Origin of the sequence: Erwinia tasmaniensis Et1/99 (genome assembly GCF_000026185.1) — a bacterium.
GTDB lineage: Bacteria > Pseudomonadota > Gammaproteobacteria > Enterobacterales > Enterobacteriaceae > Erwinia > Erwinia tasmaniensis.
Map to the genome: position 1 here is coordinate 1,459,404 of NC_010694.1, position 21,045 is coordinate 1,480,448.

Annotated in this window: 17 protein-coding genes and 1 riboswitch; of the genes, 2 read left to right on the plus strand and 15 right to left on the minus strand. The window is 57.6% G+C overall.

Features of this window, described 5'->3' with window-relative positions:
* Nucleotides 1–100: 100 nt before the first annotated feature.
* The 4 genes from cdd to metG all read right to left on the minus strand — a co-directional run bounded on the left by cdd (nt 101) and on the right by metG (nt 4,338).
* Nucleotides 101–991 (minus strand): cytidine deaminase, encoded by an 891-nt coding sequence (gene cdd / locus ETA_RS07565; protein WP_012441036.1) that lies wholly within the window; start codon nt 989–991, stop codon nt 101–103.
* Nucleotides 992–1,115: 124 nt separating this feature from the next.
* Entirely contained in the window at nt 1,116–1,808 is a 693-nt protein-coding gene (locus tag ETA_RS07570) for a CidB/LrgB family autolysis modulator (protein ID WP_012441037.1), read from the minus strand.
* Complete coding sequence (locus ETA_RS07575; RefSeq protein ID WP_012441038.1) at nt 1,801–2,196, minus strand: murein hydrolase regulator LrgA; 396 nt, start codon at nt 2,194–2,196, stop codon at nt 1,801–1,803. The genes ETA_RS07570 and ETA_RS07575 overlap by 8 nt, the downstream gene beginning before the upstream one ends.
* 60 nt (nt 2,197–2,256) lie before the next feature.
* Nucleotides 2,257–4,338, minus strand: coding sequence for a methionine--tRNA ligase (metG, locus tag ETA_RS07580; protein WP_269446411.1), 2,082 nt, complete (start codon nt 4,336–4,338; stop codon nt 2,257–2,259).
* 132 nt (nt 4,339–4,470) lie between these two features.
* Here metG and apbC point away from each other — a divergent pair, with 132 nt between their 5' ends.
* A complete protein-coding gene (gene apbC / locus ETA_RS07585) occupies nt 4,471–5,583 on the plus strand; it encodes an iron-sulfur cluster carrier protein ApbC (RefSeq protein ID WP_042958787.1) in 1,113 nt (370 codons plus the stop codon).
* A 38-nt stretch (nt 5,584–5,621) separates the two neighbouring features.
* On the opposite strand, the gene ETA_RS07590 is transcribed toward apbC, so the two are convergent.
* The 3 genes from ETA_RS07590 to ETA_RS07600 form a co-directional block, all read right to left on the minus strand.
* Complete coding sequence (locus tag ETA_RS07590) at nt 5,622–5,867, minus strand: hypothetical protein (protein ID WP_042958789.1); 246 nt, start codon at nt 5,865–5,867, stop codon at nt 5,622–5,624.
* Nucleotides 5,868–5,902: 35 nt separating this feature from the next.
* The gene (locus ETA_RS07595; RefSeq protein WP_012441042.1) at nt 5,903–6,325 is read right to left on the minus strand and encodes a GNAT family N-acetyltransferase; all 423 of its coding nucleotides are present in this window, start codon (nt 6,323–6,325) and stop codon (nt 5,903–5,905) included.
* Between the two features lie 306 nt (nt 6,326–6,631).
* Nucleotides 6,632–6,883, minus strand: a complete 252-nt coding sequence (locus ETA_RS07600; RefSeq protein WP_012441043.1) for a hypothetical protein — start codon at nt 6,881–6,883, stop codon at nt 6,632–6,634.
* A gap of 536 nt (nt 6,884–7,419) precedes the next feature.
* Nucleotides 7,420–7,518: riboswitch (TPP riboswitch) on the plus strand.
* 144 nt (nt 7,519–7,662) lie between these two features.
* On the opposite strand from ETA_RS07600, the gene thiD reads away from it, so the two are divergent.
* Entirely contained in the window at nt 7,663–8,463 is an 801-nt protein-coding gene (thiD, locus tag ETA_RS07605) for a bifunctional hydroxymethylpyrimidine kinase/phosphomethylpyrimidine kinase (protein ID WP_012441044.1), read from the plus strand.
* Nucleotides 8,464–8,508: 45 nt separating this feature from the next.
* On the opposite strand, the gene yegS is transcribed toward thiD, so the two are convergent.
* From yegS to ETA_RS07645, 8 genes are all read right to left on the minus strand, one after another.
* On the minus strand, nt 8,509–9,411 hold the full coding sequence (gene yegS, locus ETA_RS07610) for a lipid kinase YegS (RefSeq protein ID WP_012441045.1): 903 nt from the start codon (nt 9,409–9,411) through the stop codon (nt 8,509–8,511).
* Between the two features lie 402 nt (nt 9,412–9,813).
* Nucleotides 9,814–11,196, minus strand: a complete 1,383-nt coding sequence (trhP, locus tag ETA_RS07615; protein ID WP_012441046.1) for a prephenate-dependent tRNA uridine(34) hydroxylase TrhP — start codon at nt 11,194–11,196, stop codon at nt 9,814–9,816.
* A gap of 149 nt (nt 11,197–11,345) precedes the next feature.
* Complete coding sequence (gene baeR, locus ETA_RS07620; RefSeq protein WP_012441047.1) at nt 11,346–12,053, minus strand: envelope stress response regulator BaeR; 708 nt, start codon at nt 12,051–12,053, stop codon at nt 11,346–11,348.
* A gap of 14 nt (nt 12,054–12,067) precedes the next feature.
* Nucleotides 12,068–13,453: an envelope stress sensor histidine kinase BaeS gene (baeS, locus tag ETA_RS07625; RefSeq protein ID WP_012441048.1), complete on the minus strand. Its 1,386-nt coding sequence runs from the start codon at nt 13,451–13,453 to the stop codon at nt 12,068–12,070.
* Nucleotides 13,454–13,642: a hypothetical protein gene (locus tag ETA_RS07630; RefSeq protein WP_012441049.1), complete on the minus strand. Its 189-nt coding sequence runs from the start codon at nt 13,640–13,642 to the stop codon at nt 13,454–13,456. It abuts the gene before it with no gap.
* A gap of 4 nt (nt 13,643–13,646) precedes the next feature.
* Entirely contained in the window at nt 13,647–16,721 is a 3,075-nt protein-coding gene (gene mdtC, locus ETA_RS07635) for a multidrug efflux RND transporter permease subunit MdtC (protein ID WP_012441050.1), read from the minus strand.
* Nucleotides 16,718–19,837: an MdtB/MuxB family multidrug efflux RND transporter permease subunit gene (locus tag ETA_RS07640; protein ID WP_012441051.1), complete on the minus strand. Its 3,120-nt coding sequence runs from the start codon at nt 19,835–19,837 to the stop codon at nt 16,718–16,720. The genes mdtC and ETA_RS07640 overlap by 4 nt, the downstream gene beginning before the upstream one ends.
* The gene (locus tag ETA_RS07645; protein ID WP_012441052.1) at nt 19,837–21,042 is read right to left on the minus strand and encodes an MdtA/MuxA family multidrug efflux RND transporter periplasmic adaptor subunit; all 1,206 of its coding nucleotides are present in this window, start codon (nt 21,040–21,042) and stop codon (nt 19,837–19,839) included. Before ETA_RS07645 ends, ETA_RS07640 begins: the two co-directional genes overlap by 1 nt.
* Nucleotides 21,043–21,045: the final 3 nt, after the last annotated feature.

A 21,045-nucleotide genomic window follows, 5' to 3' on the forward strand; every position in this document is an offset into this window, starting at 1 on the left:
ATGTTATGGCGCCAATCCTAAAATAATTCATCTGAAAGTACAGCTTTTGTTAACAGCTGATAACAAAAGCGGTGACTTTTTGCGTCTTAACGCCAGTTTATTACATTTTCACCAGCGGAATGGTGATGAGATCGTGGCATCCCAGCGCGGCAAGGGTTGCGGCACTGGCGCTGCGCTGGCTTAACTTTGCCCCCGATGCTTCGGCGAGCACCGCCCGCCGGATATCACTCAATTCTTCTCCGCCCAGATTGAGCAAGTTCAACGCGCCCTGCAGAGGCGGCAGGCTGGGGTTAAAGGCGGCATTTTCCGCATAGCGCCCGGCATAGATCGCTCCGCTACGGGTTTGCAGCGCCACGCCGGAACAGGCCCCGCTGTAAGGCGCATGACTCTGGTTGGCGGCAGCCAGCGCCGCCTGCTCGAGCTTATCGCCCCTGGGTGCGATCCCGTGGTCGACTTCGTCCATCAGCAGGGTGGTGATGGCGAGGTCGCGGGGGCCGAATGAGTCTGGCAGATAATGCCCTAACGTGGCGGCGGCCCTGCCCGGTAGCTCAATGGTCAGATCGGTGCCGCTGTTCAGCTCGTTCATAAACTGACGGCAGTGCCCGCACGGCGTGTAGTTTACGGTGATGCCTGCCAGCCCGCTTTCTCCGCGCAGCCAGGCATGTGTCACCGCGCTCTGCTCGGCGTGGACGGTTTGCTGCATCGTGGCGCCGACAAACTCCATATTGGCCCCAAAATACAGCGTGCCGCTTTTGCCGCGTGCGACGGCACCTACGTTAAAATCAGACAGCGGCGCAACCGCGCAGGCCGCTGCCAGCGGCAGCAGCGTAAAGGCCAGCTCGCTGTCATCAAGCCCGCACTGCTGTTTTACACCGTCAGCCTGCTGCGCGCTGATAAAACCGGCAAAATCAGCGGAGGAAAGTATCGGGCGTATAGCCTGTTGTAACAGGGGGGAGAGGGTGGCAAATGCCGTCTGGAAACGCGGGTGCATAGTGGCCTCGTGCGCGAAATGCAAGCCCATATCAACGGGCGGGCAGCCAGTTATATGTGATCTAAGTCGCTCCATCAATGTAATATGTGAAACTCATCGCCAAAATGAGAGATTTATCGCAAGTTTAACCGCATAGTTTGAGCAGTAGCGGGAAAATAAACGGTGCCAGCAGTGAGGTGATAATGCCACACAGCACCAGCGCCAGAGAGCTGAACGCCCCCTCCTGATAATCAACCTCGGCAGCGCGCGCGGTGCCCAGCGCGTGTGAAGCACTGCCAATCGCCAGCCCGCGTGCAGACTTGCTGCGTATGCGCAACAGATTGAGCAGCATATGGCCGAATACCGCGCCCAGTACGCCCGCTATCAGCACGCAGACGGCGCTGATGGCGGGTATGCCGCCGAGCGTAGCGGAAACCGCCATCGCAATGGGGGTAGTAACCGATTTGGGGAGCAGGGTGGCGGCGATTTGCGGCGTGGCCCCCAGCCATAGTGCGATGGCGGTGCCGGAGATCATTGCGGTCAGACTGCCAATAAAACAGATGCTGATAATAGACTTCCAGCGCGCGCGGATCTGATGCATCTGCTCATAAAGCGGTAGCGCCAGCGCCACGACCGCCGGTTGCAGAAGCTGGTTAAGCCATGCGCTGCCCTGAAAATAGCGCGTATAGGGCATTTGCAGCAGCAGTAACAGCGGAATAATAACCGCCACCGCAATCAGCAGCGGGTTGCAGACGGAGATCCTGACGCTGGCCGCCAGCCGGCGCGCGGCCAGAAACACCAGCACGGTTAACGGCAGTGACCACCAGATATCATTCATCTTTGCCTTCCAGACGTCGGCTATGACGATTGTCCATACGCTGCGCCACCATACCGGTGGTCATCAGCACTATCAGCGTGCCGACCGCACAGGAAATCACGATCGGAGCAAACTGGGCGCTAAGAATATCCATATGATCCATGATGCCAACGCTGATGGGGACGAACAGCAGCGCCATATAGCGAATAAGCAGATTGCAGCCCGGTTTGACCCAGGCAAGTGGAAGGATATTGGCACTGAGCAGAATAAACAGCAGCAGCATGCCGAGAATGCTGGCGGGGATAGCGATGGGCAGCAGCCAGGCCACGCCACGTCCGGCGTACAGGCAGAGCCAGATAACGAAAAAGGCGCGCAGATATTGCCAGATAACGTGCAGAAAAGAACGCATGTCAACTCCAGAGCCTGTCGGGGGCGGCGACCCGGCCGCCGCCCCGCCATCATATGATGATTACTTAACCTGCTGTCCTGGCTGTGCGCCGCTGTCCGGGCTAAGCAGGAAGATATCCTTTCCGCCAGGCCCTGCGGCCATCACCATACCTTCTGAAAGACCGAAGCGCATTTTACGCGGAGCCAGATTGGCCACCATTACCGTCAGACGCCCCACCAGCAGCGCCGGATCGGGGTAGGCGGCGCGAATGCCCGAGAAGACATTACGTTTTTCGCCGCCGATATCCAGCGTCAGGCGCAGCAGCTTGTCAGAACCGTCGACCAGCTCGGCATTTTCGATCAGCGCAATGCGCATATCCACCTTGGCGAAGTCGTCAAAGCTGATGGTTTCCTGCAACGGATCGTCCGCCAGCGGGCCGGTCACGGCCGGTTGGGCGGCGGCGGTATCTTCCTTCGAGGCGGCAATCAGGCCGTTCACCTTGTCCATCTCAATGCGGTTGTACAACGCTTTAAACGCGGCGATATTGTGGTTCAGCAGCGGTTGCTCAATGCCGTCCCAGGTCAGCGGCTGATTGAGAAATGCTTCAGCGCGTTCGGCGAGGGATGGCATTACCGGCTTCAGCCAGGTCATCAGCACGCGGAACAGGTTGATACCCATTGAGCAGATAGCCTGCAGGTCAGCATCACGCCCTTCCTGTTTCGCCACCACCCATGGGGCCTGTTCGTCAACGTAGCGGTTAGCGGCATCGGCTAACGCCATGATTTCGCGAACCGCGCGGCTAAACTCGCGGCTGGACCAGGCCTGCGCGATGCTGGTAGAGGCATCAATAAAGGTCTGGTACAGCGCCGGATCGGCGAGTTCAGCGGACAGCTGGCCGGCAAAACGCTTGTTGATAAAACCGGCGTTGCGTGAAGCAAGGTTAACCACCTTGTTCACGATATCGGCATTGACGCGCTGCACGAAATCTTCCAGATTCAGGTCGATATCGTCGATGCGCGAAGAGAGCTTGGCGGCATAGTAGTAGCGCAGGCTATCGGCATCGAGATGCTGTAACCAGGTGCTGGCCTTAATAAAGGTGCCGCGTGATTTAGACATTTTCGCGCCGTTAACCGTGACGTAGCCATGCACAAACAGGTTAGTCGGCTTACGGAACTGGCTGCCCTCCAGCATGGCTGGCCAGAACAGGCTGTGGAAGTAGACGATATCTTTACCGATAAAGTGGTAAAGCTCGGCGTCAGAATCCTTCTGCCAGAAGGCATCAAAGTCGATATCACCGCGCTTGTCACACAGATTTTTAAAGGACCCCATATAGCCAATTGGCGCATCCAGCCAAACGTAGAAGTACTTACCCGGAGCGCCGGGGATCTCGAAACCGAAATAGGGCGCGTCGCGCGAGATATCCCACTGTTGCAGGCCGGAGTCGAACCACTCCTGCATTTTATTGGCTACCTGCTCCTGCAACGCGCCGGAACGGGTCCAGGCCTGGAGCATGGCGCTGAATTCCGGTAGGTCGAAGAAGAAGTGTTCAGAATCACGCAGCACCGGGGTGGCACCGGACACCACCGACTTTGGTTCAATCAGTTCGGTCGGGCTGTAGGTGGCCGAACAGACCTCACAATTATCCCCGTACTGGTCCGGTGATTTACAGTTCGGGCAGGTGCCTTTCACAAAACGGTCCGGCAGGAACATGCCTTTTTCCGGATCGTAGAGTTGAGAAATGGTGCGGTTCTTAATAAAACCGTTCTCTTTTAGTCGGGTATAGATGAGCTCCGACAGCTCACGGTTCTCTTCGCTGTGCGTAGAGTGGTAGTTGTCATAGCTGATATTAAAACCAGCAAAGTCGGTCTGATGCTCCTGACTCATGTCCGCAATCATCTGCTCTGGTGCCACCCCCATCTGCTGGGCTTTCAGCATGATCGGCGTACCGTGTGCGTCATCAGCACAGATGAAGTAAACCTGGTTGCCGCGCATTCGCTGGTAACGGACCCAAATATCTGCCTGGATATGCTCGAGCATGTGGCCGAGATGAATGGAGCCATTTGCGTACGGCAGGGCGCACGTTACCAATATTTTTTTCGCGACTTGAGTCATAGTAAGACTTAGCTCATACCTGTTAAAAAAGGGGTTTAGATGGTAACCGATTGCCTGACCCTGCGTAAACAAGGGGTTCAGCCAGCGGCGGATTTTTCCTTACGGCTACGTGAGAGTTAGCCAGATCTGGTATGCTTAACCACAGAGTCGCAGCCGAACAACCTGCGAGAGAAAGGAAATTCGATGATGTTATCCTCCCGGCAGCCCCACACACCCGAAGCGCTACGCGCTATCGTTATGAACGTGCTGGCCACATTTCAACACGCCAGCCTGCAGCATAATCTCACCACGCTGAAAGCCCTGCGCCACTGTGCGCTTATTGACCACCGTCTGCATATCGAACTGACGATGCCGTTTGTCTGGCAAGGCCCGTTCGAACAGTTGAAGGATACGGTCAGCGCCGAACTGCTGCGCCTGACGGGCGCGGCAGAGATTAGCTGGCGCTTAACGTTGAATGTGGCAACGCTACAGCGGGTAAAAAATCGCCCCGGCGTTAACGGAGTGAAAAATATTATTGCCGTCAGCTCCGGCAAGGGAGGAGTGGGCAAATCCACGACTGCGGTTAACCTGGCGCTGGCGCTGGCGGCGGAAGGGGCGAAGGTCGGCCTGCTGGATGCGGATATCTACGGCCCGTCGATCCCGGATATGCTGGGCACGGACGATCGGCGTCCGACCTCGCCGGACGGCACCCATATGGCACCGATTGTTGCACACGGGCTGGCGACGAACTCCATTGGCTATCTGGTAACGGAAGATAACGCCATGGTCTGGCGCGGCCCGATGGCCAGCAAAGCCCTGATGCAGTTACTGAATGAGACGTTATGGCCGGAGCTGGACTATCTGGTGCTGGATATGCCGCCGGGCACCGGAGATATCCAGCTGACGCTGGCGCAAAACGTGCCGGTGACCGGGGCGCTGGTGGTCACTACGCCACAGGACATTGCGCTGATTGATGCGCGCAAGGGCATCGTGATGTTTGAGAAGGTCAGCGTGCCGGTTCTGGGCGTGGTGGAGAATATGAGCATGCACATTTGCAGCCAGTGCGGTCACCATGAATCGATCTTCGGCAGCGGCGGTGCGGAAAAGCTGGCGCAGCAGTACCATACCCGGTTGCTGAGTCAGCTGCCGCTGCATATCAGCCTGCGCGAAGATCTGGATATCGGTGAGCCGACGGTCATTCGCCGCCCGGACAGCGAATTTACCCGGCTGTATCGGCAGCTGGCGATAAACGTTGCCGCCCAGCTTTACTGGCAGGGCGACGTTATCCCGGAAGATATTGCCTTCCGCGCGCTGTAAACTGCCCGGTCACGCGGCCGATGCTTTCGACCCGGCCGCTAAGCCAGGCGCACCAGGCGCTGTTGAAAACCGTCCACCATCGAGTAGTCGTAATCAATCTTCCCGGCGTCGAACAGCTGGTTGAGCAGGGTAAAATCGTTATCCGGCGTCACGTTGCAGCGATGGTTGAGCAGAACATCCTGAAGGGTAAACGTGCTATCGCCGCGAGCGATGCGTTGCAGATATTGAAGCATCTCCCAGGCGGTTTTACTGACCCCGGCCTGTTCATAAGGCGGTCTGTTCATCTTTAACGCTTCCTTCTTTTTGAATCAACTGACCATTAAAGCACATAGTGCATCAACAGATATTCGCCCTGCTCGCTCTGCCCCTGAGCCACAACGCGCCAGCCATGCTTTTTATAAAAACTTTGCGCGCGCAGATTCTCCGTCTGGCACTTAAGCGCGCCGGTTGAGGTAAAGCCGCTTTGTACCGCCTGTAGCAGCGCGCTGCCAGCGCCGCTGCCCTGATGATTGGGGTCGATAAACAGGCTGTGCAGGAAATTATCCCTATCCAGCACGGCGGCAAAACCGATGCGATGGCCATCTTCTTCTGCCACCAGCACCTTCTCACCGAGCGTGACGCGATCAAAGTCCTCCAGCTGCCACTCGCTATCGTCGCGCCATGTCCAGCTGCTCTTGCGGGCAGCGAGAAAAAGCGTGCGTAAAAATGGACGATCGTCTTCAGTAAAAGGGCGAATTTTCAAAGCGGTACTCCTGTCAACAACACGCCGTACGGCAACGCTGCGAAGTTTATCGCAAAAATGCCGCAGCTGATGAAGAAAAAAGCATGCGGTTTTGTGCGGGTTGAGTTCAGTTTAGCGTAGCAGAGGCAGAGCGGGCGTGGGGAAGGGCTATCATTGTCGGTATTTGACTCCGGGTGGAGAGAGGATAGTTATCACTTAATGTGGAGGGCAAGACTGGCTGAGTATTTAAAGATGTCACAATATTTGCTGCTGCGGTGACGGTGCACTCCGTTTTGACTAAAGCGAGCGGGTTTCCCCGCTCTGGCATTACTGACGTTCTTTATTCGCCTGAGAGAGAACAGAACCAGCCAGTTTTTTAGTCAATTCGTCAGAATTTGGGTCATGAAGCGCAGCCGATGCTTTGTGTTCCATCGCGCCACTTGTCTGGTTGGCAGAACCTGACTGTGACAGTGCAGAACCCGCCAACGCCTTTTGTAAATCTGACGCATTAGGGTCGTGCAGCGTTTTTGCAGCCACTGAAGCCAGCGGACCACTCGTTTTTTTTGCGTTATGGCTCATGATAAAATCCTTTTCAGAGGGGGATGAAATGATATATCCGGTAAATTCTATTACATTAAATCTGACGTCCGTATGCCGTGATTATGCTAATTATTTAATTAAGTAATGACAATGTGCTTTAATGTCGAATATATATCTACTTGCAGTGGATATATCTGGGAATATTCACTTTTGCGATCGGTTGTCGGAAAGAGAATTTGCTTAACTCACCCTCGTGATGAATACGGATTCATTATTACAATCATGGGCACATCGGTTAATAACGGGCAAAAAATCATTTCCAACAACGATTTCAGGCGACTGCATAGATCTTATCGTAGAGACAGATCTCTTTAGTCATTCTGCCCCTTTCCGGTACCAGGCCATATTTCCCTTTGGAATAAAACCCCGGCTGGGGTAAGCGGTTTTTTTTTGTCAGAGGCCTGTCCTTGTGGTTCACAAGCCGAAGCGCAGGGGGGTTGTGTCTTTGACTTCCCACAGGCATTATCCGGACAGGAGATGAACGGGACGTTAATCTCAAGTAGCTAATTTCGATTTTAAATGACTCGGGGTGCCAGACCTTAAGGTATGGCTGAGAAATACCCGTCGAACCTGAACTGGATAATGCCAGCGTAGGGAAGTCAGATGCCTGAACGGCATTGCCTTCTTGATCGCCGGTTGGGAGCTAAAATGATCCAACCTCAAGCCCTTAGCCACGTTGAAGTGGCCCACGCCATCACCTTTTTTCACCCGCATTTCCCGGCGATGCTCATCGCCGCTGAAAAAGCGGAGGCGCCGGTATGAAACGCATCAACGCCATGACCATCGCCGGCACTGACCCAAGCGGCGGAGCCGGTATTCAGGCCGATCTGAAAGCCTTCTCAGCGTTAAAAGCCTACGGCACCAGTGTGATAACCGCACTGGTGGCACAAAACACCACCGGCGTACAGTCCGTCATGCGCGTTGACGCGGATTTCGTTGCGGCGCAGCTGGATTCCGTGCTGTCTGACGTGCGTATCGACACGATTAAAATTGGCATGCTGGCGGACAGTGATATCGTTGAGGTGGTGGCGCAGCGGTTGAAAAATGCCGGCGTGCCCTGGGTGGTGTTGGATACGGTGATGCTGGCGAAAAGCGGCGATGCGCTGCTTGCTCCCGGTGCCGTTGCCGCGCTGCGCACGCTTCTGCTGCCGCAGGTTTCCCTGATAACGCCGAATTTGCCGGAAGCGGCTGCGCTACTCGATTGCGCCCCGGCAGGTGATGAAGCGGCCATGCGCGAACAGGGCAGGGCGCTGCTGGCGCTGGGATGCCGTGCTGTACTGATGAAGGGGGGCCATCTAAGCCAGTCGGAAAGCCCGGACTGGCTGTTTACGGCCGAGGGTGAGCAGCGCTTTACCGCGGCCCGCATCGCCACGCGCAATACGCACGGCACCGGCTGTACGCTGTCGGCGGCGCTGGCGGCGCTGCGTCCGCGTTACGCTAACTGGGCTGACACCGTGCAGGCAGCGAAACAGTGGTTGCAGGGCGCGCTGGCGCAGGCGGATACGCTGGAGGTCGGCCACGGGCAGGGACCGGTTCATCATTTCCACCAATGGTGGTAGATCGCCCGTCGGATAAGACGTAAGACTTATCCGGCGGGTCGCTGGTTATGACAGAAGTTCGCAGGAGGGCGGCAGGCGGCACTCCAGCGCGTCCGGCAGCACCTCAATATGGAATTCGGTGCCGCTCAGCGGTTCGCCGTCGAGATTAAAGGTCATCTCATGCGGCGCGCGGATGGTTAGCCACGGCAAAGAGGCGGTAACCAGGTTCGGGTTTTTGTCCTCTGCGCTGGTCAGTTTGTGCATCAGCGTTGGCAGCAGATCCTGTGAGGGGGCGATACTTAACTCCAGTTTACCGTCGTTGATCAGCGCGGTAGGGCACAGAAGCTGGCCGCCTCCGGCCTGGCGGCCGTTACCAATGCCGATCACCAGCGCATCTCCCTGCCAGGAGAAATCAGGGCCTTCCAGCGTACAGCTGTCGGCTTTCAGGGTATCCATGCGCGTCAGGCCGTGAATAAGGTAGGAGATGCCACCGAGAGCCGATTTCAGTTTTTCCGGCGTTTCGCTGGTGATACGCGTGCCGAAACCGCCGGTGGCCATGTTGATAAAGTAGCGATCCTGATTAACCCTGGCGAGGTCAATCGGCGCTGCTTTGCCAAGTATCGCCAGGCGCAGGGCGTTTTCCATTTCCATTGGAATGCCGGCGCTGCTGGCAAAATCGTTGGCGGTACCCAGCGGTACCAGTCCCAGCACCGGACGCTGCGTGGGCTCGATCCCTGCCAGCGCGGTGGCAACCTCATTAATGGTGCCATCGCCACCGGCTGCAATCACCGTGGCGGCGTTCAGCTTTACCGCCTCGTGAACGTAGCGCTCGCCATCGCCATATTCCCACGTCACGCGGACTTCCAGCTGAAAACCCTCTTCGCGCAGAGTTGAAATTGCCTGGCGCAGTTCTTCATTACCGGCATTCTTGCCGTTTAAAATCGCCAGAGTCACTGAATGTGTTTCCATTTTTTTTCCCTGAAGGCAATCACAGTTTGCATCAATCTATAGCATAACTTGCCGAAGATGAGTAACCCAGGGGAAGAAAGTGGAAACTTTTCTTAAAAAGGGCGATAGGACAACGGTTTTCTGGCAAGCACGACGGGTTATCAGTTTGTATAACAGAATAATATTTCTGACAGGGAGCGGGTAGCGCGGCGGGATCGAGAATGTTGCCTCAAAAAAAAGAAGCGACCCGCAGGGAGGAGCCATGTGGGTCGAATAGGTAAAAACCATTATTCATCCTTCATGTCTTTGCCGACACGGATCAGAACAGATGGTGATGCTATTTGGATTTTAATTGTTAGGAGCCCGTGGATATTGGCAGTAAACGAGGCCGGTTACTGTGATCGCATTCTAAAATTAATCACCTTATGAAACTTTTTTTTCCGTTCCCGTTGCGTAAGGCTGGCGTGTATCGCTTCCAGAAAGGTTACGCATTAAGAGCGCCCAGCGTAAATCAACCTCTTCCGGGAGCGGCAGCCAGACCAGATGACCGTTTCCCGGCGCCACTTCCGTCTGCTGCGCTTTGCCGTTCTCCATTCGGGTCAGGACAAAATTGATATTCCCAGCCGGCGTCATTAATTCCAGGCTGTCGCCAACGCTAAATTTATTTTTTACGTCCACCTGTGCCAACGGGCCACGGCGCAGGCCGGTGAACTCTCCGACAAACTGCTGGCGTTCAGAAACGGAATAGCCGGCATCGTAGCTCTGATAGCTGTCATGGGTATGACGGCGCAGGAAGCCTTCGGTGTAGCCACGGTGCGCCAGCCCTTCCAGCGTGGTTAACAGTCCGGAATCAAACGGTTTTCCTGCGGCGGCGTCGTCGATGGCGCGGCGATAAACCTGGGCGGTGCGCGCACAGTAATAGTAAGACTTTGTCCGACCTTCAATTTTCAGAGAATGAATGCCCATCTGCGTCAGGCGCTCCACGTGGGCAACGGCGCGCAGATCCTTTGAGTTCATGATATAGGTGCCGTGCTGGTCTTCGTGAGCGGTCATATATTCGCCTGGCCGCAGCGCTTCCTCGATCATAAAGACTTTATCGGTGGGTTGACCCACGCCGAGAGTGGGTTCAACCTGCTGCACAGCGTCAGGCTGCTGGCGGTGTACGATATTGCCGATCTCGTCCTCCCTGCCTTCCTGCACGTTATATTCCCAGCGGCAGGCGTTTGTGCAGGTGCCCTGATTGGGATCGCGCCTGTTGATATAGCCGGAAAGCAGGCAGCGGCCGGAATATGCCATACACAGCGCGCCGTGGACAAAAATCTCCAGCTCCATCTCCGGCACCTGCTGGCGTATTTCAGCAATCTCATCCAGCGACAGCTCTCGTGACAGGATCACCCGGCTCAGCCCCATCTGCTGCCAGAACGTCACCGTAGCCCAGTTAACCGCATTAGCCTGAACCGACAGATGGATCGGCATCTGTGGAAAAGCCTCACGCACCAGCATAATCAGGCCGGGATCGGACATGATTAGCGCATCGGGCCGCATGGCGACCACCGGCTCCAGGTCACGGATAAAGGTTTTAAGCTTGGCATTATGCGGCGCAATATTGACCACCACATAGAATTTTTTACCGAGCGCGTGCGCTTCGTCGATCCCGGTCGCCAGGTTCTGATGGTTGAATTCGTTATTGCGCACGCGCAGGCTGTAGCGAGGCTGACCGGCATACACGGCGTCTGCGCCATACGCGAACGCGTAACGCATATTTTTCAGTGTCCCGGCCGGAGAAAGCAGTTCCGGTTTAAACATAATCTCTCAGTCTGATATCAGGTCAGAAACGGTGATGATGGACAGGGGAGCAATGAAATTGCCATTAAGCGTGGGGGATGACCATGGCTGCGCGACCGTCTGTCCGGGTGCGCGGGATTGTAAGGCGGCGGCTATGGGGAAAAGTTGATCTAAATCAAACGACAGCTATCTGACTCCCAGCGATAGCCGATGCCGTATACCGCACGAATAAACGGTTGTTCGGCATCCAGCGCCTCGAGCTTACGGCGCAAATTTTTAATATGGCTGTCGATGGTGCGATCGGTTACGACCCGATAGTCATCATACAAATGGTTCAGCAGCTGTTCGCGTGAAAACACCTTGCCCGGCTGCTGCGACAGCGTTTTTAGCAGGCGAAACTCGGCCGGAGTGAGGTCGAGCGGTTTATCATCCCAGCTTGCCTGAAAGCGTTGTTCATCAACCTGCAGCGGCGAAACCGGAAGCGTTTTCTGCGAACCGCGCTGGCAGCGCTTAAGGATAGCTTTCACCCGTGCCACCATTTCCCGTGGGCTGAAGGGCTTGCAGATGTAGTCATCCGCGCCGATCTCCAGCCCGAGCAGACGGTCGATCTCTTCGATTTTTGCGGTAACCATCACCACCGGCAGTTCGGAAAAGCTGCGCAGCTCACGGCATACCGACAGCCCGTCCATTCCCGGCAGCATCAGATCCAGCAGCACCAGGTCCGGGGCGTGCAGCTTCACCCAATCCACCACTTCATCCCCGCGCAGCAGATGATGGGTGTGATAATTAGCGGCCTGCAAATAGTCAATCATCAGCTGCCCAAGTTTTGGCTCGTCTTCAACGATCAAAATCAACGGGATGGTGCGGGCCTGGTTCATATCATCAGCCTGGGTCAATGAGTTTTAGACGGCAAGTGTATCGTAATTCTTACCCCTCCGGCAGCGGAGTGATCGGCAACGATGGTCCCGTCATGAGCTTCGACGATATTCTGGCAGATAGCCAGCCCCAGCCCCGAGCCGCCGCTGGCACGGCTGCGCGAGGCGTCCGCCCGATAGAAGCGGTCAAAAATCTGTTCCCGCTGCCGATCGCCGATCCCTGGTGCACTGTCATCAAAGTGCAGCAAATTGCCGTCAGAAGATGACAGCAGGGTGATATGCAACGTGCCGCCGGGGTCGGTATAGCGCAGACTGTTTTCCAACAGATTGGTAAACAGCTGTATCAGGCGGTCCGGATCGCCAAACTGGGCCGCCTGCTGCGGCAGTGAGAGGGTCAGGGTTAGCGGATGCTGTGTAAAAAGATGGCGAAAGTTCCCCGATGCCAGCTCCAGTAGCGGTACGAGATCGGTGTGGCCTTTACGATAGGCGAGCGCCCCTTCATCGGAGAGCGACAGCTGGTGCACATCATCAACCAGTTTGGTTAATGTCGCGACCTCGCCCTGTAAAGACATAATCGATTGGGGAGTCAGTTTGCGCACGCCGTCCTGGATTGCTTCCAGCTCGCCACGCAGGATCGCCAGCGGGGTGCGTAGCTCGTGGGAAATGTCGGCCATAAAGGCCCGCCTCATGCTTTCGTTTTTTTCCAGCGTGCTGGCCAGGCGGTTAAAGTCCTGTGCCAGCCTGCCCAGTTCGTCCCGGCTGGAGGCCTCAACCCGGCTGGTAAAATTCCCGGCGGCAAGGTGGTGTGTCCCCTCGACCAGCCGTTTAACCGGAGCCAGCAGCCCGCGAGACATCAGCCAGGTGACCAGCGCGGCCAGCAGCATCGTCAGGCCGACGATCATCCAACTGGTGCGCCTTTGCTGCTGGTCAAAGTTGATATCGGCGCTGCGCGTCAGCCGTTCGGGAGGAGAGCCAATCACCCAGCCCACCACCGTACCATCGCCGGTGGTAATACTCCGTCGTGAGCTTTCTGGCGGTAGCGGCGTACGCGGTCCGATCATCACCGTGGATTGGCGATCGATGATCCAGAACGGCGTGCGCCAGCCGTGAGGCGGCAGCTGGGCGTTAGCGTCCGGGTTCTGTTCCAGCGAGTGCAGGATGTTATAGACCAGCTTGTTGTTATTACGCAGAAAATCCCAGCTGCCGTGCTGCTGATACTCATCGCCCAGCGCATTGGCCAGCAGGATCAGCCGCTGCTCGTTGCCGCGTTTGATATAGTCAACAAAGCCGTGCTCGAAACTGAGCCGTACCCCCCAGTGCATGGTGACCAGCACCAACATGCAGGTGGATAAGATGGCGGCGAACAGTTTGGCGGTAATCCCAATACGTAATTTAGCCAACATTTAATGCTTCCTTCTGCGAGCCGGCCGTGCAGCAGATAGCGCGCCACGCAGGCGCAGCAGATTTTCATGCAGGTTGGCGGCCATCGACGGCAGAGCGATGTTAACGCTGGTGGTATTCAGCGTCTGCATAAGGACGCTGGGGGCCATAATCCACCGATGCCAGCGCAGCGAAGCGGGGGAGGTTGTCATGCGATCAGCTTTTCTCCTCTACTGGCAGCCAGCGCGGTCTGCGCCGCAGTTTATCCATATAAAGATAGACCACCGGCGTGGTGAACAGCGTCAGTAGCTGGCTCATTACCAGCCCACCGACAATGGTAATCCCCAGCGGCTGGCGCAGTTCCGCGCCGTCCCCGCTGCCGAGCGCCAGCGGCAGGGCGCCGAGCAGAGCCGCCAGCGTGGTCATGATAATCGGGCGAAAACGCAGCAGGCTGGCCTGGAAAATGGCCTCGCGTGCGGTCATTCCCTCCTGACGTTGTGCCTGAAGGGCAAAATCGACCATCATAATGGCGTTCTTCTTGACGATACCAATTAGCAGCAGAATGCCAATCAGTGCAATCAGGCTGAACGGCGCGTTAAACAGTTCCAGCGCCAGCAGCGCCCCCACCCCTGCCGAGGGCAGGGTGGAGAGGATCGTCAGCGGGTGAACGTAGCTCTCATACAGGATACCCAGCACGATATAGACCGTGGCGATCGCCGCGAGGATCAGCCAAAGCTGGCTGCTCTGCGTCTGTTCAAATACCGCCGCCGTACCGGAAAAACTGCCGCGCACGCTGGCTGGCACGCCGAGCGAAGTGACGCTGCGCTCGATGGCGGCTGAAGCCTGAGATAGTGAGACCCCTTCCGGCAGGTTAAATGAGATGGTCGAGGCGGCCGATAATCCTTCGTGTTCGACCGACAGCGGGGCATTGGCCGGCTGCCATTTTGCAAAAGCGGATAGCGGTATCGATCGACCTTCCTTATTGATCAGGTACATTTGGTTCAGTGCGCTGATGTCCTGGCTGTAACGGGGATCCACTCCCATCACCACCTTGTACTGATTGAGCGGCTGATAAATGGTAGAAATCTGGCGCTGGCCGAAGGCGTTATTCAGCAGGTCGTTGACATCGGCGACGTCGATGCCCAGCCGCGCCATGCTGGTGCGGTCGTAGGTCAGGGCCATCTCTGCGCCTTTATCCTGTTGGTCAGAGTTAACGTCGACCAGTTCAGGCAGGGCGGAGAAAGCGCGGCGGATCTTCGGCTCCCACTGGCGCAAATCGTCTAGGCTGTCGGAGAGCAGCGAATACTGATAGCCCGCGTTGGACTGGCGCGCGCCGATACGAATATCCTGCACCGCCATTAGCCAAAGGTTGGCACCCGGCTCTTTCGTCAGCTTTTCTCGCAGGCGGGAAATCACCTGCTGCGCGTTGTCGCTACGCGCGGATAATGGCTTCAGCGCGATAAACATCGACCCGCTGTTGGTATCCGAACCGCCGGTAAAGCCCACCACGCTCTCCACCGCCGGGTCGTCACGCACGATGCGCATAAAGGTTTCCAGCTTGCCGCGCATCGCCTGGAAAGAGATGCTCTGGTCAGCCTGAATAAAGCCCATCAGGCGCCCGGTATCCTGTTCCGGCATAAAGGTTTTTGGAATGGAAATATACAGATAAACCGTCAGGCCGAGAGTGGCAACAAAGACCAGTAGCCCCCAGCGGGCATGATCCAGCACCCAGTGCAGCCCACGGCCATAACCCCGTTGAATAGCCATAAGTATCCGACCAAAGCCACGCAGGCGCGGCTGCTGGCGCGGCGCGTTAGGCCGCAACAGTCTTGCGCACATCATCGGCGTCAGCGTCAGTGAAATGACCAGTGATATGGCAATCGATACCGACAGCGTAATGGCAAACTCTTTGAAAAAACGCCCGATGATCCCGTCCATCAGCAGCAGGGGAAGAAACACCGCCACCAGCGAGATACTCATGGAAATCACCGTGAAGCCCACTTCACGCACTCCCTTCAGCGCCGCCAGCAGCGGCTTCATGCCCGCTTCGACGTGGCGCGAGATGTTTTCCAGTACCACAATCGCATCGTCGACCACAAAACCGGTGGCGACGGTCAGCGCCATCAGCGACAGGTTATTGAGGCTGAAGCCGCACAGGTACATGGCGGCAAAGGTGCCGATCAGCGAGACCGGCACCGCAACGGCCGGGATAAGCGTGGCCCGGCCCGAGCGCAGAAAAGCAAACACCACCAGCACAACCAGCCCAACGGAAATAGCCAGCGATTGCTCCACCTCATGCAGCGAGGCGCGAATGGTTCGGGAGCTGTCCTGGGCGATGTCCAGGCCGATAGACGCAGGAAGGGTATTACGCAGTTCAGGCACTTCACCGCGAATGCGGTCAACGGTATCGATGATATTCGCCTGCGGCGACTTGCGGATCACCAACAGCACGGCCGGGCGCGCGTTGGACATCCCGGCGTTGCGCACATCCTGTACCGAGTCGGTGACGGTCGCCACATCCTGCAAGCGTACCGCCGCGCCGTTGCGATAGTGGATCACCAGCGGGCGATATTCGGCGGCGGTATGCAGCTCATCATTGGTTTTTATCCACCAGCGCAGCTGGCTATCTTCAATGGCTCCCTGCGGTTTACGCACGTTGGCATTCGCGATAGTGGAGCGCACCGCATCCAGCGAAACGCCCTGATTAAACAGCGCCTGCGGATTGAGATCGACGCGTACCGCCGGCAGTGAACTGCCTCCGACGGTGACGTCGCCAACGCCGTCGATTTGCGCCAGCCGTTGCGCCAGCTTCGTCGATGCGTAGTCATAAAGCTGTCCGGGAGAGTAGGTATCCGAAGTCAGCGTCATAATCATGATGGGGGCATCGGACGGATTAACCTTGCGGTAGCTGGGTCGATTCGGCATGCCGCTGGGCAACAGGCTCTGGGCGGCGTTGATCGCGCCCTGAACATCGCGCGCCGCGCCGTTGATATCGCGATCGAAGTCAAACAGCAGGATCACATGGGTGCTGCCCAGCGAACTGCTTGAGGTCATTTCACTAACGCCCGCAATGCGCCCCAGCGCGCGCTCCAGCGGCGTGGCTACCGAGGAGGCCATAATCTCCGGCGAAGCGCCGGGCAGTGAGGCGGTCACGACGATCACCGGGAAATCCACCTGCGGCAGCGGTGCCACCGGCAGCAGGCGGAAGCCGAGAAACCCGGCCAGCACAATGGTTAACGTTAGCAGCCAGGTCGCCACCGGGCGATGAATAAACAGGGAAAAAAATCTCACACTGCCTCCCGCGCGGCCGGTCGACGCCGAACGGCGCGAGACAGGCGGTCGAACAGCAGATAAATCACCGGCGTGGTGAACAGCGTGAGCACCTGACTGACCACCAGCCCGCCAACCATTGCGGTGCCGAGTGGACGACGGAGCTCGGCACCGACACCCTGACTGAGCATCAACGGCAGCGCGCCGAACAGCGCGGCCAGCGTGGTCATCAGGATCGGGCGAAAGCGCAGCAGGCAGGCCTGGTAAATGGCTTCACGCGGCGTCATCCCCTGTTCACGTTCGGCGGCCAGCGCAAAGTCGATCATCATGATGGCGTTCTTCTTCACGATGCCAATCAGCAAAATAATGCCGATGATGGCGATCACGTCCAGCTCGCTGCCGCTCACCATCAGTGCCAGCAGGGCACCCACGCCGGCGGTTGGCAGAGTAGACAGGATGGTGACGGGATGAATAAAGCTCTCATACAGCACGCCCAGCACGATATACATCGCCACGATAGCGGCGACGATCAGCCAAACGGTATTGGAAAGTGCCGCCTGAAAGGCCAGCGTGCTGCCCTGGAATCGGGTGATGATGTCTGAAGGCATCGCCAGCGTCTTCTCCGCCTGGCTAATGGCATTTACCGCCTGCTCCAGCGAAAAGTCAGGACTCACGTTAAATGAGAAGGTGGTGGACGGGAACTGATCGAGATGATTAATGCTGAGTGCGCCATGACGTTGTTCGACGCTGGCAATGGCGCTGAGCGGAACGCTGCCACCGTCGCTGCTCTTCAGGCGAATACTTTGTAGCGCCGCCAGCCCCGGTGTGGCCGCCGTATCGTGCTCCAGAACGACGCGATACTGGTTGGCCTGGGTGTAAATAGTCGATACCAGCCGCTGGCCGAATGCGTTATACAGCGCATTGTCGACGTCGGCGAGTGAAATGCCGAGGCGGCTGGCACTGTCACGGTCAACGCGAATATACGCCTCCAGCCCCTGATCCTGCCAGTCGCTGCTCACGTCCTGTAGTTCGGGCAACGCGTGCAGCGATGTGAGCAGCCTGGGCACCCAAAGGCTGAGGGCATCCAGAGAATCGGCCTGAAGGGTGAACTGGTACTGGGTGCGGCTGGCCTGGGTATCAATGGTCAGATCCTGTACCGGCTGCAGGTAAAGCTTGATGCCGGGCAGCTGTGCAACCTGCCGTTGCAGACGGGCGATCACCTCAGGAACACGGTCGGCGCGTTCGTCCAGCGGCTTCAGATTGATTTGCAGCCGTCCGCTATTGATCGCCTGATTGCTGCCGTCGACGCCAACAAAAGAGGTCAGGCTTTGTACCGCCGGGTCTTTCATAATCACCGAAGCTACCGCCTGCTGGCGCTGCGTCATACTGAGATATGAGACCGACTGCGGCGCCTGCAACGTGCCCTGAATAATGCCGTTATCCTGCAGCGGGAAAAAGCCTTTTGGGATAGCCACCCACAGCAGCACGGCGATGGCCATCGTGCCGATCGCCACGCCGAGCGTCATCCAGGGATGGTTAAGCACCCGCTGCAACAGGCGACCATAGCGGGCAATAATGCGTTCAAACAGCGCTTCGCTGGCGCGCGAGAAACGGTTTTGCTGGCGCAGAGATTCGGCGCTTAACAGTCGCGCGCACATCATCGGCGTCAGCGTCAGGGAGACAACGGCCGAGATCAGGATGGCCACGGCAAGGGTAAGGGCAAATTCGCGGAACAGGCGACCAACGATATCGCCCATAAACAGCAGCGGGATCAGCACCGCAATCAGTGAGAAGGTGAGGGAGATAATCGTGAAGCCGATTTCACCCGCGCCCTTCAGCGCCGCCGCCAGCGGCTTTTCACCTTTTTCAATGTAACGTGAGATATTTTCCACCACCACGATAGCGTCATCGACGACAAAGCCGGTAGCAATGGTCAACGCCATCAGCGTCAGATTGTTAATGGAGAAGCCGAAGAAATACATCGCGGCAAAGGTGCCCACCAGCGACAGCGGCACCGCCACGGCAGGGATCAGGGTGGCCGCCGCGTTGCGCAGAAACAGGTAGATAATCATGACCACCAGCGCCAGCGCCAGAATCAGCTCGAACTGCACGTCATGTACCGAGGCACGAATATTCGTGGTGCGATCGCTCAACAGCTTAACCTCGACCGATTTTGGCAGCGAGGCGGTCAGTGACGGCAGCATCCGGCGAATATCATCGGCGGTGGCAATGATATTCGCCCCCGGCTGGCGCTGCACGTTCAGCACGATGGCCGGCTGGCGGTTGGCCCAGGCACCGAGCCAGCTATTTTCTGCGCCCTGTTCTACCGTTGCCACATCGCCAAGACGCACCGGCGCGCCGTTTTGATAGCTGATAATCAGCTGGCGGTAGCCTTCCACGGTTTTGATTTGATCGTTGGCGGAAAGCGTAATCGAGCGGTCGGGGCCATCCAGGCTACCCTTCGCCGAATTAACGTTGGCGCTGCTAATCGCGCTGCGCACCGCTTCACTGGTGATCCCCAGCGCGGCCAGCGCCTGTGCGTTGAGTTTTACCCGCACCGCCGGGCGCTGCCCGCCGGAAAGCGTCACCAGCCCCACGCCGGAGACCTGAGAAATTTTCTGCGCCACGCGGGTTTCCACCATATCGGCAACCTGTGTCATCGGCAGACTGGTGGTGGTGACGGCCAGCGTCATAATTGGCGGATCGGCGGGGTTCACCTTGCTGTAGACCGGCGGGTTGGGTAAATCACCCGGCAGCAGGTTAGTCGCGGCGTTAATGGCCGCCTGCACCTCCTGCTCGGCTACGTCCAGCGGTAATGCCAGCTGGAACTGCAGGCTGACTACCGAAGCGCCGCCCGAGCTTTGTGAGGACATCTGTTTCAGGCCGGACATCTGCCCGAACTGGCGTTCCAGCGGGGCGGTGATCGCCGAGGTCACCACGTCCGGGCTGGCGCCCGGATAGAGCGTCACCACCTGGATGGTGGGGTAATCCACCTCCGGCAGGGCGGAAACCGGCAGGGCGCGGTAGCCCATGATCCCGGCCAGTAGGATGGCGATCATCAGCAGCGTGGTGGCGACCGGACGTAGAATAAACTGGCGGGATGGCCCGCCGCCAGGCGTTGGAGGCATGACCTGCATCAGTCGCTGGCTCCTTTAGCTGGCTGGATCGTTTTTCCGGCGGTGAGCGGCGTGGCCTGCGCGGGCACCACTTCCACCTGCGCGCCATCGGTCAGGCGGTCAATACCGTCAGTCACCACTTTCTCACCGGCTTCCAGACCGGCGCTTATCACCACTTTTTCACTGTCCTGCAGACCGGGGGCAACGATTTTTTTGCTGACCTTGTTATCGCTGTTAATCACCCAGACAAAACTGCCGTCGTTGCTCATCTGCAATGCCGCTGCCGGGATAACGACGGCATTTTCCAGCGTGCCGATCTTCAGGCGCGCGTTAACAAACTGGTTGGGGAACAGGCTGTCGTCCTGATTTTCAAAGCGCGCTTTCAGCTTGACGGTGGCGGTCGTGCTGTCGATCTGGTTATCCATACTGAGCAACATGCCCTGAGTCAGCAGGGTTGTGTTACTGCGATCCCAGGCTTCTACCGGCAGCGTGCCGTTTTTCTGTGCGCTAAGAATGCGGGTGATATCGTTTTCCGGCAGGCTGAAAATCAGATCGATAGGATGAGTCTGGGCAATCACCACAATCCCATTGGTATCGCCGCTGCTGACATAGTTGCCGACATCAACCTGCTTCAGGCCGACCCGGCCAGCTATCGGCGCCGTGACGCGACTGTAGGTAAGATTGAGCCTGGCACTCGCCACGCTGCCCTCATCCGCCTTGATCGTGCCAAGCGTTTCGCTCACGCGCGCGCGCTGGGTGTCCAGGTCCTGGGTGGATACCAGATGGGTTTGCGCCAGCTTTTCATAGCGGGCAAGATCGCGGCGAGCATTATCAAGCGTTGCCCGGTCTTTTGCCAGCTGTCCCTCGGCCTGCATCAGCGCCACCTGATACGGGCGCGGGTCGATTTCCGCCAGCAGCTGCCCGGCCTTAACCTCTTGCCCTTCGCTAAAATGCAGCGCGACCAGGTTGCCATCGACCCGGCTGCGGAGCGTCACGGTATTGGCTGCGATGACGGTGCCTAGCCCTGAGAGATACTGTGGCACGCTCTGGCGCACGGCATCAGCGGCCTGCACCGGCGGCAGGGCTCCTCCGGCACGGCTTTTGGCACTCTGCTGTCCGTGTGCCGTTGAGGAGGTACTGTGACCGTGCCACCAGTAAAGCGCGGCAATCGCCAACAGGATGACGATCGTCAGGGCAATAAGCGGAAAACGGCGGGGTATATTCATACT

Bases quoted from the DNA above. Each gene is read 5' to 3' on its own strand.
- cdd (WP_012441036.1), bottom strand. From the start codon at position 991: ATGCACCCGCGTTTCCAGACGGCATTTGCCACCCTCTCCCCCCTGTTA.
- ETA_RS07570 (WP_012441037.1), bottom strand. From the start codon at position 1,808: ATGAATGATATCTGGTGGTCACTGCCGTTAACCGTGCTGGTGTTTCTG.
- ETA_RS07575 (WP_012441038.1), bottom strand. From the start codon at position 2,196: ATGCGTTCTTTTCTGCACGTTATCTGGCAATATCTGCGCGCCTTTTTC.
- apbC (WP_042958787.1), top strand. From the start codon at position 4,471: ATGATGTTATCCTCCCGGCAGCCCCACACACCCGAAGCGCTACGCGCT.
- ETA_RS07590 (WP_042958789.1), bottom strand. From the start codon at position 5,867: ATGAACAGACCGCCTTATGAACAGGCCGGGGTCAGTAAAACCGCCTGG.
- ETA_RS07600 (WP_012441043.1), bottom strand. From the start codon at position 6,883: ATGAGCCATAACGCAAAAAAAACGAGTGGTCCGCTGGCTTCAGTGGCT.
- thiD (WP_012441044.1), top strand. From the start codon at position 7,663: ATGAAACGCATCAACGCCATGACCATCGCCGGCACTGACCCAAGCGGC.
- yegS (WP_012441045.1), bottom strand. From the start codon at position 9,411: ATGGAAACACATTCAGTGACTCTGGCGATTTTAAACGGCAAGAATGCC.
- trhP (WP_012441046.1), bottom strand. From the start codon at position 11,196: ATGTTTAAACCGGAACTGCTTTCTCCGGCCGGGACACTGAAAAATATG.
- baeR (WP_012441047.1), bottom strand. From the start codon at position 12,053: ATGAACCAGGCCCGCACCATCCCGTTGATTTTGATCGTTGAAGACGAG.
- baeS (WP_012441048.1), bottom strand. From the start codon at position 13,453: ATGTTGGCTAAATTACGTATTGGGATTACCGCCAAACTGTTCGCCGCC.
- ETA_RS07630 (WP_012441049.1), bottom strand. From the start codon at position 13,642: ATGACAACCTCCCCCGCTTCGCTGCGCTGGCATCGGTGGATTATGGCC.
- ETA_RS07640 (WP_012441051.1), bottom strand. From the start codon at position 19,837: ATGCAGGTCATGCCTCCAACGCCTGGCGGCGGGCCATCCCGCCAGTTT.
- ETA_RS07645 (WP_012441052.1), bottom strand. From the start codon at position 21,042: ATGAATATACCCCGCCGTTTTCCGCTTATTGCCCTGACGATCGTCATC.